At 50.4% G+C, this 14,698-nt stretch carries 12 protein-coding genes; 4 read left to right on the top strand and 8 right to left on the bottom strand.

Annotated features, from left to right (window positions below; all coding sequences use genetic code 11):
- Positions 1–47: 47 nt before the first annotated feature.
- The 7 genes from N836_RS64425 to N836_RS64395 form a co-directional block, all read right to left on the bottom strand.
- Positions 48–1,697 carry an IS1634 family transposase gene (locus tag N836_RS64425; RefSeq protein ID WP_031292849.1) on the bottom strand — a complete coding sequence of 550 codons (1,650 nt, stop codon included), beginning with the start codon at positions 1,695–1,697 and terminating at the stop codon, positions 48–50.
- A 143-nt stretch (positions 1,698–1,840) separates the two neighbouring features.
- On the bottom strand, positions 1,841–2,389 hold the full coding sequence (locus tag N836_RS64420; RefSeq protein WP_023075410.1) for a GNAT family N-acetyltransferase: 549 nt from the start codon (positions 2,387–2,389) through the stop codon (positions 1,841–1,843).
- 15 nt (positions 2,390–2,404) lie between these two features.
- A complete protein-coding gene (locus N836_RS64415) occupies positions 2,405–3,877 on the bottom strand; it encodes an NAD(P)-binding domain-containing protein (RefSeq protein ID WP_023075409.1) in 1,473 nt (490 codons plus the stop codon).
- A complete protein-coding gene (locus N836_RS64410; protein ID WP_023075408.1) occupies positions 3,874–4,797 on the bottom strand; it encodes an ABC transporter permease in 924 nt (307 codons plus the stop codon). The genes N836_RS64415 and N836_RS64410 overlap by 4 nt, the downstream gene beginning before the upstream one ends.
- Before the next feature lie 8 nt (positions 4,798–4,805).
- Positions 4,806–5,882, bottom strand: a complete 1,077-nt coding sequence (locus N836_RS64405) for an ABC transporter permease (protein WP_023075407.1) — start codon at positions 5,880–5,882, stop codon at positions 4,806–4,808.
- Entirely contained in the window at positions 5,854–7,371 is a 1,518-nt protein-coding gene (locus N836_RS64400) for an ABC transporter ATP-binding protein (protein WP_023075406.1), read from the bottom strand. The genes N836_RS64405 and N836_RS64400 overlap by 29 nt, the downstream gene beginning before the upstream one ends.
- Positions 7,368–8,438, bottom strand: a complete 1,071-nt coding sequence (locus N836_RS64395; protein ID WP_023075405.1) for a BMP family protein — start codon at positions 8,436–8,438, stop codon at positions 7,368–7,370. Before N836_RS64395 ends, N836_RS64400 begins: the two co-directional genes overlap by 4 nt.
- A gap of 277 nt (positions 8,439–8,715) precedes the next feature.
- Here N836_RS64395 and N836_RS64390 point away from each other — a divergent pair, with 277 nt between their 5' ends.
- The 3 genes from N836_RS64390 (at position 8,716) to N836_RS64380 (ending at position 12,177) form a co-directional block, all read left to right on the top strand.
- Entirely contained in the window at positions 8,716–9,246 is a 531-nt protein-coding gene (locus tag N836_RS64390; protein ID WP_235071157.1) for a nucleoside deaminase, read from the top strand.
- Between the two features lie 26 nt (positions 9,247–9,272).
- A complete protein-coding gene (locus tag N836_RS64385) occupies positions 9,273–9,476 on the top strand; it encodes a tautomerase family protein (protein WP_023075403.1) in 204 nt (67 codons plus the stop codon).
- Positions 9,477–9,966: 490 nt separating this feature from the next.
- The gene (locus tag N836_RS64380) at positions 9,967–12,177 is read left to right on the top strand and encodes an NACHT domain-containing protein (protein ID WP_023075402.1); all 2,211 of its coding nucleotides are present in this window, start codon (positions 9,967–9,969) and stop codon (positions 12,175–12,177) included.
- Between the two features lie 446 nt (positions 12,178–12,623).
- On the opposite strand, the gene N836_RS64375 is transcribed toward N836_RS64380, so the two are convergent.
- Positions 12,624–13,610, bottom strand: a complete 987-nt coding sequence (locus N836_RS64375) for a GntR family transcriptional regulator (protein ID WP_023075400.1) — start codon at positions 13,608–13,610, stop codon at positions 12,624–12,626.
- A 230-nt stretch (positions 13,611–13,840) separates the two neighbouring features.
- On the opposite strand from N836_RS64375, the gene N836_RS64370 reads away from it, so the two are divergent.
- Positions 13,841–14,587 carry a dienelactone hydrolase family protein gene (locus N836_RS64370; RefSeq protein WP_031293844.1) on the top strand — a complete coding sequence of 249 codons (747 nt, stop codon included), beginning with the start codon at positions 13,841–13,843 and terminating at the stop codon, positions 14,585–14,587.
- Positions 14,588–14,698 lie beyond the last annotated feature (111 nt).

The raw sequence follows: 14,698 nt of genomic DNA, 5'->3' as shown, positions 1-14,698 counted from the left end.
CCGACATTCCGCCCTCTTAAGTGGCACATTGACAATAATGCGTTTTCTCAACAGAGTAAGTAGTAGGCTTGTGAAGCAGAGCCAAGGAAACGCAGAATGTTTCGGTGATTTTCGGTCAGATTTACGATCTGCTGTTGGCCATTAATACTGACCATATGAATGGCCATGAAACATTGAAAGACCCATCGTAGCGTCGGCGTTTCAGTCAGTTTACCAAGTTGGTTAGGCAGGGTTTCATGGGCAACTTTCAAAGCATTTCGAAGTTGTCGCTGGCCTAGATTATAGACCAGTAAACACAGGCCCATAATCATCCCCAACGCCATGATGCGCTCAGGGGATTTAAGAAAGACACTGGAGGTGAAAAATAATGGGTCTTTTAGAAACCGAAACCCTCGCTCGGTGCCCTGTTGCGCCTTATATTCGGAGAGAATCTCATCGGTTGAAAGGTGGATTGAGTCAGTGTCTGCCTCCTCCAGAGGGATCTCAGGTGATGCCAAGACATTGGTGGCCAGGATAAATCGTCCTGCTCTGCGCCGTTGCAGGGCGTCGGCCTCAGGGTCGAGTGTCAAGGTGGCCTGAACGTGATAGCTCACGGAGGTCGGTGGGGCGGTTTTGGCCGGTCGTCCGGGGTGGCCATAGTGAGCCTGTTTAACGATGTTAGAGTCCGTGATGAGATGGTAGTTTAAGGTCTTCTCAAACCGCTCTACTGCCTTCTGGGCATCCGCTTCACACGCAAACGGTTGATGGCTAAGACGGTCTAACTCAGTTTGTTTGCGTTGGGTGGATTTGGCGCACCGCTTCTCCCATTGTTTCAAGTCCGAGGCTTGACGGTGGCTCGATTCAACCACAATCCACCGTTGCTGTACATCGCCATAGGTGCAACACACCTCAGCGATGCGATACCCGTCGCGCTGACTGGGACGAAAAGCACTGTCGTCGATGTCTTCAATCAGGGCATTGGCTTGGGCCAGGGTTAACGGTACCCGAGAGATCCACCGCAAGCTTCCCAATTGCTGCACATTATCGGCACTGTAGAGCGCCGAATCGGCAACATGGACCCCTTCAAACTCCCATTGTTGCTGGAACTCGCCGAGGAGTCCGGCAAAGCGAGCTTTATCCGATTGATTCCCATCGGCCAGTTCGAGGAAGGCTGGGATATCGCCATCTCCCCAGCACACCAGATTCATCACAAACTGTTTCAAGTCAGGGCGATGGTCACGCGAATAGCCATGGCAGACTTGAATCGGCACCGTTGCGGCTAGGGAACCCGTATCAGTCGATTGTACATAGTCCCCAGACACACTCATCGACGTGGCATCTAAGTGGGCTCGCTCACAGCTAACGTCAAAGCGCTTGACGGCTTCCAGGCAAATGGCCAAAAACACAGATGTGATGCCCGTTTGATAGAGACGATCTAACACACGCCCTAAGCGATCATCATTCAGATACTGAGGCAAGACATCGGAGCCTAGCAGATGCTCGGTGGCTTTGCTTTCGAAAAACTGCTCGAACAAATACAACGGGGCAGATACAAACCCCAACCCATTCAAGATCATCGCTTTTACTGCTATCCCGGCGCTGATCTGCTCATGCGGATCTTGGCCAAGACACTCATTGATGGTCTCAACCACACCCAGCTCATCGACAATACCCGCGACGATGCCTAGATGGTCTACGGTTTGGACGACGATATCGATAAGAGGCTACCCTTTGCGACGATGTTGACGTGTATCATCGCTCATTATTCCAAATGTGACAATCCAGAGGGCGGAATGTGGGTTACACCACAGAGTACTCGTCATTCACACTTTTGTTCTCTGACACTCGTGTGAGATCCCAGCTACTCTTGCCCATGCCACTGACTCCGCAGCATGGCATACACTTCATGATCAACAAAGCGATCGTAGAGCCATTCTGATTCACAAGCGGTCCCTTCGTGAGTGAACCCTAATCTCTCAGGAATGGCACGACTCCGCCGATTAGCTGTAGCACAACAAATAACAATCCGGTTGAGATACAGCTTGGCAAATGAATAGTCCACCAGACATTGGCACGATCGGGTCATGATGCCTTTACCCTGGTGAGATGCTGCCAGCCAGTAGCCAATATGGCCAATCCGGTTATCCCAGTCAATCCGGTTGTAGCCAATAACGCCGACGATACTGTTGTCATAGCAAATGGCTGCAACACCGACGTCGGTGTCGGCAAACTGTTCTAGAGCATTGCGAATAAAGTTCCGGGTATCCGCTGATGTGGTGGTTCTGTCTAGCCATGGCAACCATCGACGCAGGTAGGCACGGTTAACATCAGTGAGGGCAAAGAGTTCAGCCGCATCGGTAAGCTGCAGCGATCGCAACTCTAACCGCTCATCAATCCAGTGAGAAAACATGATCCGACCAACACCCTAATATTCTTTAATATCATACGCATTGTAAGCAGCCCAGATCTCATCCTGGTGGTCCAAGAACAGCTGACGACCAATATCGTAGGTCACCCTGGGTAGAGCAAATTGCAAACCCGAAAGATTCGCCCGATAGCCACTCAGCAAGGCTGCTCCCGACGAAAGGTAGTAGCAGCGATTGAGATAGGCATAATCCGAGGAGACTGGAGTAAACTGCAGACTTTTACCCAGATAAGGATAGCGAGCCATAGCCAGGTGTTCATCTCCAGGGGGCGGCGTATAGCGATCTTCCCAACGGGCGATGTAAGGAGCCAGGGTCTTCAACTCCGGCTGTGCATCTAAATCAGTCACAAACCCTGTACCACAGATCAACACATCATGGCGTAGCGTCAGCTCTCCATACTGACCCACAACTTCGCCTTTTTGATAGTTCAACTGGTTTACAGGCGCATTTGTGTACAGTGTCAGACGAGGATGAGTGATCGCCTGGTAGTAGGTATGGGGCGGCGGCAGCTGTCCTACCCGCAACTCAGCCAAACTGTAGGCCCATTTCATCCCATCTGGCAGGTCAATAAAGTGACGATGATAGCCATTCCACTCACTCCAGCGAATCCGGTTAAGGTTGGGCAACTGCGGACGACGGATCATAATATCCACCGACTCAGCCCCGGCCTGAAGCGCCATAATCCCATTGTCAAAGGCGCTGGCCCCACCCCCGATAATGCCCACACGCTGACCTGCCATGGCAACAAAGTCGATTGTATCCATGGTGTGGTGATAACAGTCTGCGGGCAAACTGGTTTGCACAATTGCCGGGACATACTGACCACCTGCACAGTCCATGCCAGTGGCAAAAATAATAAAACGGGCTTTTTGGATCTCGCCCATGCCCTTATGCATCGTCTGGAGCCAGAAACATTGTTCGTCTGCTTGCCAGTGAATATCAACAATGTCGGTATGGTATTGAATCGGTAGCTTCAGGATGTTGCCATACCAGTCTAAATAGTCAGCCCACAGTAGACGGGGGATATAGCGAATCTGCTGCCAATACTCATCTCCATAGCAGGCGGCACACCAGCGACGAAAGTTAAGATTTGGCATACCCCAATCCAGTCCACCAGTCACGTCTTTAGGAGTTCTCAAGGTGGCATTGCGAGCATAGGTGCGCCAGGGGCCTTCCTGACCAGGGGAACACCGATCAAAAATACGGACCTGACTCAGGCCATACCGCCGTAAGCCAAAGGCTGCTGACTTACCCACATAACCTGCGCCAATAATCGCCACTTCCAGGCTATCGGTATGACGGCTATAGTCCCAGGTGCGGCTAGGGTAGCTCAGGAGTTCTAAATCTGTCGCGATGTCTGTTGCTAACCGCTGTAACCGTTGGTCTGCATCGGCCAATAAGGGCGGTAGTGTCCAAAAAGCTTGAGGGTCAAAGTCTTTGGGCAGACTTGGGGGGCAATGGACAGAGGTCATAGATTCTCTTTTGTGTAGGGAAGACCAAGGGCGGCGGGCGGGGTAGCTTTACCGGCTATCCCCATCAGCGCCAGCAGAGCGGTTACATAGGGCAGCATGGTCAAAAACTGATAGGGAATATTGAGGTTTAAGGCTTGAATTCTTAATTGCAGGGCTTCTGTGGCCCCAAACAGGAGACAGGCCAGAGCGGTAGAAACAGGATGCCAGCGACCAAAGATCAACGCCGCCAGGGCAATAAATCCCTTGCCTGCACTCATGCCTTCGGCAAAAAAGCGCACATGGACTAGCGCCAAATAGGCCCCAGCTAACCCGCACAAACCACCGCACAGCATCACGCTGATATAGCGCACCTGGGTGACCGATACTCCAGCCGTATCCGCCGCCCGAGGTGCATTGCCCACCGCCCGCAACACCAGTCCCCAACGCGTCCGAAACAACAGATATGTGCTGGCAGGAATCAGCAACAACAGCCAATAGAAGAGTAGATCTTGACGAAACAAAATCCCGGCTATCGGTAGCTGATGAAGACCGGGAATGACGATAGGCGCAATACTGGGCAGTTCTACTGTGCCACTGTCAAATAGCAGCCTGGCTCCATAGGTAGTCAACCCTGCGGCGGTGAGGTTAATGGCTAAGCCAGAGACGAGCTGATTCACGCCCAAGCTGACACAGAGATAGGCATGGAGCATGCCCACCAGGGCACTAACAGCAAAAGCGACACCCACTGCCAGCCAAACCTGATCGGTTGCCAGCGCCACTGCCGCACTCACAAAAGCGCCGGTCAGCATCATGCCTTCTAAGCCAATATTAAGCACTCCCGAACGCTCAGAGAAAAGTCCCCCCATAGCCGCAAAGGTCAGGGGGACAGTGAGCCGGAGACAGGCAGAGAGAAAATCGGTCAGGATGGCAATTGGGGGCATGACAAAAACTATGTTTTTTCAACGGTTGGTTTTGTTCCTCGTTGTTCTATGGCCAGGCTAATGGCGACAAATAATACCGTTAGGCCCTGGATGGCATAGATAATGGCAACAGGCACCGAGGCACTGCGCTGCATGACATTGGCACCGCTGCGGAGAATGCCAAAGAAAAAGGAGGTGACAATCACAGCAGTAGGATCACCACGGCTGAGCAGTGCGATCGCAACCGCGTCAAAGCCATAGCCGGGAGAAAAGTCTTCAAATAGGCGATACTTTAGCCCCAACACCTCACTGCTCCCCGCCAGTCCTGCCAGCCCACCAGAGAGCGCCATCACACTGAGAATTGTACGATTAACGGAAATACCAGCATAGTTAGCCGCAACCGGATTTTGTCCGACAGCATCCACCCGGTAGCCCCAGGCAGTCAGGGCAAAAGCCAGGGTAAGTACCCCCGCCAGGATCAGCCCCAGAAAAATACCGGCATGGGCCTGGGTTTTCGGTAAAATTGCTGGCAGCCGGGCCGATTCAGCCACCAGTTCAGAAAAAGGACTGGGGGCATTGGCCGCTTTGAGCGGACCATTGACCAAATAGCTAATCAGACTTTGGGCGACATAGTTGAGCAACAGTGTCGTCAGCACTTCATTGAGCCCCCGCGCCACCTTTAAATAGCCAGCAATGGCTCCCCAGGCAGCCCCAAAACCAAAGCCACCCAACAGCGCCAGCGGCAGGTGAATTATCAGTGGCAGGCCGGGTAGCGCCAATCCAATCAGTAAGCTGCCCAGCCCCCCCATATAGATTTGTCCTTCTCCACCCAGGTTAAACTGGCCTGCCCGCAGAGCCACCAGTACCCCAAGGCTGACCAGCAGTAGCGGTGTAGTTTTGGTCAGCGTATCGGCAAACCCAAAGTAGGTAGTCAGGGCCTGGCGAAACAAAGCTCCATAGGCCGCTAAGGGACTTGCCCCAGCCACAATCATCAGTATGGCCCCCACCAGCAAAGCACTGAGCACCGCCACCACCGGCAGCAGAGCTGACCGCAATCGCTGCTCTGGCTTCAGAGTTTTACGCAGGCTCTGAATAGATCGGCTCACGGGTAACTCCTGTATGAACACCGGCCATGCGTAACCCCACCTGTTCGAGGGTAGCGGTGCTGGCATCCAGCATATCCACTAGCTGACCGCGATAGATCACCCCCAGGCGATCGCTCATGGCCATCACCTCTTCTAGCTCAGTCGAGATATAGAGAATAGCGGCACCGCGAGTCCTCTGAGCCAGCAGGCTTTGCTGCACCTCGGCAGTGGCCCCAATGTCGAGACCACGGGTGGGCTGCATGGCAATAATCAGCGCCGGATCACCCGCTAGTTCTCGGGCCAAAATCACCTTTTGCTGGTTACCGCCAGACAGCTGACCCACGGGCAGCTGAGACGTGGGAGTGCGAATATCAAAGGCCTGAATTGCTTGATGGGCATTGGTATTGATTTTTTCTCTTTGCAGCAGCCACCCACGACAAAACGGCAGCCGCGTAAAGGCTTTGAGAATTAGATTACGGGCAATTGAAAACCCTAGCACCAGTCCCTGTTTTTGACGGTCTTCAGGAATGTAGGCAAATGGTTTGGAGGTCCCTTTGGATGGGTTTGCATGAATCTTGATCGAGCCTTTTTTAGCGGGGAGAAGACCTGCGATCGCATCCGTCAATTCCCGCTGACCGTTGCCATCCACCCCAGCAATACCGACAATTTCCCCAGCTCGCACCTGTAGAGACAACCCGCGCACCGCCTCCACCTGGTGTTCAGTGCTCACCCAAAGATCCTGTACATCTAACACAACATTGCCCGTAGACTGGGGTTCGGGCCGTGAATTAATCTCCACATGACGGTCCACCATGAGCCGTGCCAGCTCAGTACGATTAGTGTCAGCCGTAGCGCAGGAGGCCACCTGTTTACCACGACGGAGAATGGTCACCTCATTGCATACCGCCATTACCTCATCCAGCTTGTGGCTGATAAAAATAATGGTGTGGTTACGACTGGCCAGCTGTTTTAAGGTCTCCAAAAACCCCTGGATTTCTCCTGGGGTCAGCACCGCTGTGGGCTCATCCAAAATCAGAATGCGAGCCTGACGGTAGAGCACCTTGAGAATCTCCACCCGCTGTTGAATGCCTACGGGTAGATTTTCAACACGGGCCAGGGGCGGCACATCTAGACCATAGGTTTGACTGAGTTCGGTAATGCGCTGGGCTTGCGATCGCATATCCAAATGCAAGCCCCCAGGACAGCCCAGAATAATATTTTCTGTCACCGTCAGCTGAGGTACCAGCATAAAGTGCTGATGGATCATACCAATCCCACGGCGAATGGCATCGGCTGGAGCCTTAATCTGCACCGATCGACCGTCCAACAGAATCTCTCCCTCGTCTGGCTGGTACAACCCCGAGAGAATATTCATCAATGTAGACTTACCTGCACCATTTTCTCCTAAAAGCCCATGGATAGACCCGGCATGAACCGTCAAGCTAATACCATCGTTGGCCGTAAAATCCCCAAATCGCTTGGTAATATTAACCAGCTGCAGATCGCTCATGAGGTTACTAAACGTACTGCCGCCTTACCATTCTCTTCAGCATCCTCAAAAGTCAGTTTGCCAGCCACCATGTCTGCTGCCACCGTCTCAACCTGAGCACGAACCTCCTCAGGCACTGCTTCATTAAAGGTGCCAAAGCGAACCAACTCAGGCGTTTCTAGACCAATCACATACTTCTTACCTTCAATTTCACCCTTCCCCGCCAGACCAGCCACCATCGAAATCGCTCCGCCAATATCTTGAATAGCGCTAGTCAAAATCGCCTCAGGAGCCAGATCAAACTGATCAATATTGTTACCGAAGGCATAGACACCCGCCTCTTCACAGGCCTTCAATACCGCAGGAGCCGATTTATCTAGATTATGGAAAATCACATCCACCCCGCTAGAAATCAACGCTAACGCCGATTCCTTCGCCTTGGCAATATCGTTAAAGTCTCCTACAAAGCTAGAAACCACCTCGGCGCTGGGGTCCATCGCCTTAGCCCCCAAGTCCATTGCCACCCCTTGCTGCTGAGTAGATTTAAACTCCATTCCCGCCAGGTAGGCCATTTTCTTTGTTGTACTCATGGCCGCACCAATCATGCCGCTGAGGTAAAGCATCTGATTATAGTTGGTGCGCACACAAGCATAGTTGTCACCAACAATATCGCCATTAACACCTAAAAAGAACGTCTCAGGGAACTGGGCCGCCACCTGCTCAATCGCCGCATCAAATTGGCCACCGTGACCCACCACCAAAGAATAACCCTGACGCGCAAAATCCGTCAGCGCTTCGGTTTGATCCGCATTTTTGACCTGTTCCACATAGGCTACTTCCAGCCCCAGTTCGTCTCCCGCTCGCTTGACCCCTTCATAACCCAGTTGATTCCAACCACCGTCTGTAATCGTCCCAGGTAAAACAATTGCCAGACTTGAAGCCTCTTTAGCAGTGGCCTGTGTTGCGGTGGCCTTCTCAGTGGTAGCTTCTGGTGTCGCCCCAGGAGAGCAAGCCTTTAACAAGAGACTGGTAGCAGCCGTGGCCGCACCATAGCCCAGAAATTTACGTCGATTGAAAGGATTCGCCATGGCTATAAGTGTGAAGGTAGTCTTAAATTTTTTTGTCTTGATTACTACCATAGGTAAGCAGGTTAGAGAATTCGGTGACTAAATTTACTAACTGGGGAACCGCCGTTAGGGTAGCGAGCACTAGAGCCTGGGGTGTTAGTCACAGCCAATAGCATCCTGAACTCTGACGATGAAAGACTACTTGCCTTGATTGGGGTACAGGCTGTTATTTTATTGGCGTTGCTGCACCAAACTATGATTTCATCTGCAAGATACTAATATATGGTGCATGAATCCTATGGCTGAATTCCCTAACCCTTTACCTAAAGTATCTATCGATAGTGAAGGACCGACGCTGGCTCAGATCATTCGCCATCTTCGCTATGCTAATCAAATTGCATTACGAGCCCAGTCTTTTGGTCACCATCCTTTCGGTGCCACACTGGTAGCTCCAGACCATGAAACAACTCTGCTCAGCCAGGGCAATGTGGACACCGTTAACCACGCTGAATCCGTACTTATCCGCTCAGCTACTACTAACTTTGGTCCAGACTATCTGTGGGACTGCACGCTTTACACAACGGTGGAACCCTGTGCAATGTGTGCCGCCACTCAATATTGGGGCAACGTAGGACGACTAGTCTATGGTCTCTCCGAGTCACGCTTATTGGAACTGACGGGCAACCATCCTGAAAATCCTACCCTTGATGTCCCTTGCCGCGAGATTTTTCAACGGGGACAAAAAGCAATTGCTGTTATTGGCCCCATAGCCGAGGTGGAAATGGAAATCGCAAATGTCCATCAGGCATTCTGGCAGAATAGTCATTAAAGGTCTCGATAGGAACAGTCAAAATCATGCCCTACGTCAATATTCAGATTACAACAGGTGCAACACGAGCACAGAAAGCAGAGCTAGTCAAAGATGTAACTGATTCCCTTGTGCGTGTGTTAGGGAAAAAGCCTGAGCACATTCATATTGTTATTCAGGAAATCAATGAGGAAAACTGGGGATATTCTGGCCTACTCACAGATACCTGGAAAAAACAACAGCAACAGTAAGGAACTCCCCTAGGCCCCACTCCTGCTTCTGACCTACACTGACATCCCCTAATACCTTACCTTTAATGAGTGCAAAGATAGCTGACTTTGAAGAAACCTTAGATATGACAGGATTCTGTTATCGCTTCAGCAACAGCCCTCGTTTGAGGACACCTCGATTAATTGGTTTCTCTTTGGAGGAGGTAATCACATTTTCAAATATTCTACTTTTGTGATTTAATAGCACGTTGCAAAGGAGCTAACGTATGAGTCTATCCTGATGTTTGGACAGGCATTGAATTCCGCATCCTTACCATACACGAAGAAAAACAATTTGCATATATTGATTTTCTCTAGTGCCAAATAATACCAACCCACGTCCGAAAAAACTCGATAGCTTCTAAACACCCGGCATCTTACCCCCTGAAGCCTAGATAACCAGGTCGCTTCCCCCTCTCCCCGAGAATGCAGACTCTTGGCACAATGGTTTATGGCGTAACAATCAACGAACATGACCGGCTTAGAACTGCTGGCGGAACCAGTCGCAGAAGGCATTGCCAACTTTGCATTTAATCTTTTACCGAGAGTCGGCAGTCAAGCTGTTGCTGAAATACAGAATCTTTTTTTTAACGCATCAAGGAAATATGTGCATACCTACAGGCAACGTCATTGCCAGCTCAAGGTCTTAGGAATGCGCGAACCCGTAGACCTGGCAAAGGTCTACACAGGTGTAAAGTTCCTCGATGAAGATGACATCCTGGGGTTTGAATCTCCTCAAGCTTTGGAAAAACAATATCGACAAACTCGATTTCGTAGTGCCATCGGTCGACGTAACCGCAATGAAAAGCGTTCTGGCATTGATGTGGCTAACGAAAAACATTACCTGATGGTTCTAGGCGCACCAGGTGCAGGCAAATCTACATTTCTGCGCAAACTAGGGCTGGAAGCATTGCGAACATTTCATCACGAGTACACAGCTTATCATCATCGAAAAATTCCTGTTTTATTAGAACTGAAACGATTTGAGGCGGATGATATTGATATTGCCATGCTAATCGCCGAGGAATTTGGCAACTGTGGATTTCCTGCCCCTGCTGAATTTGTTCAACAGGCCCTGAGGCAAGGTAAGTTGCTAATTTTATTAGACGGACTCGATGAAGTACCCACCGCCAATCTCGATAATGTTATCTGTACCATTCAGGATTTTGTTGATCGTTACGATCAAAACCGGTTCGTAGGATCATGCCGAACTGCAGCCTACCACGGTGGCTTTACTCGCTTTAGTGATGTGGGCATGGCGGACTTTGACAATGAACAAATTGAACAGTTCATTGTTAACTGGTTTAGCAGTGAACAAGATATGGAACGTGCCACCAGTCAACGATGCTGGGAGACATTACAAGAAGAGAAAAATAGAGCTGCCAAAGAGTTAGCCCACACTCCCCTACTGCTCACCTTTTTATGCCTCGTCTACGACCGCTCGCAGAGATTTCCAGCTAATCGTAGCAGCCTGTATCAGCGGGCATTACGTATCCTTTTAGAGGAATGGGCCGCAGAAAAGCGGATCAATCGTGATGAGATCTATGAAGGGCTGAGTATTGAGCTGGAGGAAGGACTGTTATCTGAAATTGCCTATGCTGGCTTTGAAGCAAATCGGCTATTTTTCTCTCGAAGAGAGCTAACAGTACAAATTAAAGACTTTTTGGCGAGCAACCTCAACGTCCCTAAAACCTTAGATGGGGAAGCTGTCTTACAAGCCATTGAAGTTCAGCAGGGTATTTTAGTAGAGCGCGCTGAAGATGCCTATTCGTTTTCTCATCTCACCCTGCAAGAATATCTCACTGCCCAATGTTTAACAGATAATCACCACTGGGAGCAGGTGATTACCGCTCATGCAGCCGACAGACGTTGGCGAGAGGTGTTGTTATTAACGCCAGGGTTATTGACCGGCAAACAAGGAGCCAACCAATTTTTAGCAGCGCTCGAACAAAAAGCGAACCAATGCCTTCGTTCTATCAAACTACAGTGCCTAACTCAGTGGGCGACCGACGCAACAGCGAATTCTCTGAGCAGCTTTAACCCAGCAGCCAAAAGGGTATCCGCTATTTATCTTGCCCTCGCCCTTAATCGCGAACTCAATCGTGAATTGGCCCACACTCACATCCTCGAACGTGCTCGCGCCCTGGCATTGGCTCTCGATCCAGCCCACGCTCGCATTATCGATATTAATCTTGCGCGGACGCTAACACTCAACCATGCACTGACCCGTGTCCATGAGTCTGATCTGGATATTACACGCGCGATCGCACGTGGCATCATCCTAACCAAACGCTTTGCTAGTCTCCATATTCTCACCTCTGTCAATTGCTTAGATCTACTCAAAAGATTGCAAACACTTAAATCCAGCATTCCTACCCAAGCAACATCTGAGTATCAAAAGCAGATATTTCAAACCAGAGTTCTCAAGCTATGGTTTAGCAGCCTAGGTATTTCTCCCGATGATTGGCATTTATCACCAACTGATGCCCAAGCACTCGCTGATTACTTTTATATCTGTGAGCTGATGATCCGGTGCAAGCAAATCGCTGTCAGAGTGTCGCCTCAAATTTGGGCAGGCATCGAATCACGCCTAATGACTGCCCCCACTGAGCATAGAGCATTAGGAGACACTAACTGGTTAGGCATGAATACATTACAGCCCTATTTAGCAAAACACGCATGAACCACAATCGCTAAGCACACGCAGTCCTTATAGACTCATTGCTATCAGGGAAAGGTGACTGCCCGTCGCATCATCTTGATCGGCATCTGCAGTCAAACCTTTCCCAGGGATGAGACATCCTAGCGGCATTACCGACAAATCTTCCATTAGCATTAGCCTTTACTCAGGCAAAAAGCCAGGCAAAAAGCCAAACTATCTCGAATATGAGCGATTGCTGATTGATGGGATGAGCCGATCTGTAACCACTACTATTTGACAGTCCTGGACAGTCAAATCCATCCCGAGAATCAACAATGCCGAATATTAGCTTCTTCTGTAGACGCTGTCAGCTTTACTTAGGAATAAGGATTCAACTAGGTCCTATCTTTTGCCGTACAGGCGTTCCATGGAACGCCTCTGCAGATTTTTTTGGATGGATCTCATAAAATCCTGTTCCCTTAGATGCCTTAATCCAGACCCAATTCTCGCTTCAGTACTTCAATAGACTTTTCACCAATATAGTTCTCACAGCAGAACACTTTTGGTGGACGAATAATGTCTTCTCTCGCTGCCTGTAGCGCTTCTTTAATGGCTGGAAAGCTGGCTTTATCTAGGGCAGCAATAGTTTGAGCACTGCGCACAACCGCCGACAGTTTTTGTTCGTCTTCGGTTTGAGCGGTCATTACTAGAATTTCGTCACCGCGTAGACTATAGGAAAGGACTTCAGCTGCTCGCAAAATACCGGAGCTAAGACTGACGAGACCAAGACAGGTGTCTTTGGGTAAATCCTTGAGCTGGCCAAGCTCTTCGGCATAGTCATAAATATCGATGGGGATAACCCGCACCGATTTCGGCGCTGCGATCGCTTCTGCTTCATTAATAAAGTAGCGACTAGTCACCACTGTACCCGAACGGGTTTGGGACAATACATCTTCTAGTTCTTCTAAGGGCACTAGCTGCACCGGAATTCGCAGTGCCTGTTCTAGCTCGCGCACCATTAATTCACCCGCACCAATATCTTGGCGTGGAGTGGTGACCAGAACTCGGGCGCTGCAGCGTAACCGCCAGTCAATTTCACCCAGAAATAGCTCACGGGCCTGATGGAGTGAACAGCCCTGACGGAGGAGTTCATCCAGGCTGCTTTCCACCAGTTCCTGGGCCTTGGGAAACTGGGCTAGCAAAGGCGATCGCGGCTTATCAATTTCGACACTGCCCTGAGTACGCACATAAATACCAGAACCAGGCTGGGCCTCGACGACTCCGGCTTCTTCTAGCTGTCGGTATACCTTGCTAATGGTGTTGCGGTGTAACCCTGTCTGCATGGCCAGCTGACGGGTACTGGGCAAACGATACCCAGGTGGATATTGGCGAGATGCGATCGCAAACCAAATCTGATCGTAAAGCTGAGTAGACGCTGGAATTTCGCTATCGGTTTGAATATGAAATTGCACCATAGATCGTGCTCGTTGCCTTCTAAAACGGAAATTTACCGTGGTTTGGCACCCAGAAATAGCGCAAACCACAACCAGGCTACCCAACATTACATAGAGGTTACTCGCGAAACCGGGTTTTGAGATGTGACAATTGTCATTTAACTGGCATAGAACACAAAAATTCACAGTAGTCATAGGTACTGTAAATACACTGGATGCAGAATAATAGCGGTGACATCAACACTGGAACCATGACCCCGCCCAAGATTGAAACTAGAACCATTGAGGTCACAAGCAGCGATATTACTCTGCCGGTATATATGGCCATGCCTGCAGGGAATGGTCCGTTTGGCGCAGTGGTTGTGCTACAGGAAATTTTTGGCGTCAATGGCCACATCCGCGACATCACTGAACGCATTGCCAGGGCAGGATATATCGCCCTGGCCCCGGCCCTGTATCATCGCCAGGCTCCTGGTTTTGAGACTGGCTACACGCCTGAAGATATTCAAGTGGGGCGACAGTGTAAGGTGCAAACCAAAGCTGATGAGCTACTGAGCGATATTCAAGCCACAATTGATTACGCTAAAACGCTACCCCAGGTAAAGGCTGGCGGTGTGGGCTGCATTGGCTTTTGCTTTGGGGGTCATGTGGCATATCTGGCAGCGACGTTGCAGGATACGAGTGCGATCGCATCTTTTTACGGCGCAGGCATTCCCGACACGGCCTTTGGTCCTGGCCCCGTTGCCCTGGACCGAACGCCGCAGATTACTGGCACCCTGCACTGTTTTTTTGGTACCGAAGATGCCTCGATTCCGGCTACCGCTGTTGAGCAAATTCGCTCGACTTTACAACAAGCGAAGATTGACTACAAAATTTTTGAATACGAAGGCGCAGGTCATGGGTTTTTCTGCGACCGACGTGGTAGCTATAACTCTGATGCGGCAGCTGATGCCTGGGAGAAGGTAAAGGCGTTGTTTGCGGAGAAGATTGGTGGATGAAGGATGGCTCGTATCCGTTGCCTTGGCTGCAATCGTGACCTGCTGACGTGTTACAAGTTGGGTTTGACGTTTTCTATGAAGGCTTACAGGGCAAACCCAGTGGCTCAACCC

The organism is Leptolyngbya sp. Heron Island J (assembly GCF_000482245.1).
Classification (GTDB): Bacteria; Cyanobacteriota; Cyanobacteriia; order Phormidesmidales; family Phormidesmidaceae; genus Leptothoe.
Note: the sequence above shows the minus strand (reverse complement) of the source record. Positions and strands in the feature narration are given on the sequence as shown.

Coding starts and splice junctions, on each gene's coding strand:
- N836_RS64410 (WP_023075408.1), bottom strand. CDS start 4,797: ATGCCCCCAATTGCCATCCTGACCGATTTTCTCTCTGCCTGTCTCCGG.
- N836_RS64370 (WP_031293844.1), top strand. CDS start 13,841: ATGACCCCGCCCAAGATTGAAACTAGAACCATTGAGGTCACAAGCAGC.
- N836_RS64400 (WP_023075406.1), bottom strand. CDS start 7,371: ATGAGCGATCTGCAGCTGGTTAATATTACCAAGCGATTTGGGGATTTT.
- N836_RS64385 (WP_023075403.1), top strand. CDS start 9,273: ATGCCCTACGTCAATATTCAGATTACAACAGGTGCAACACGAGCACAG.
- N836_RS64395 (WP_023075405.1), bottom strand. CDS start 8,438: ATGGCGAATCCTTTCAATCGACGTAAATTTCTGGGCTATGGTGCGGCC.
- N836_RS64420 (WP_023075410.1), bottom strand. CDS start 2,389: ATGTTTTCTCACTGGATTGATGAGCGGTTAGAGTTGCGATCGCTGCAG.
- N836_RS64390 (WP_235071157.1), top strand. CDS start 8,716: ATGGCTGAATTCCCTAACCCTTTACCTAAAGTATCTATCGATAGTGAA.
- N836_RS64380 (WP_023075402.1), top strand. CDS start 9,967: ATGACCGGCTTAGAACTGCTGGCGGAACCAGTCGCAGAAGGCATTGCC.
- N836_RS64375 (WP_023075400.1), bottom strand. CDS start 13,610: ATGGTGCAATTTCATATTCAAACCGATAGCGAAATTCCAGCGTCTACT.
- N836_RS64415 (WP_023075409.1), bottom strand. CDS start 3,877: ATGACCTCTGTCCATTGCCCCCCAAGTCTGCCCAAAGACTTTGACCCT.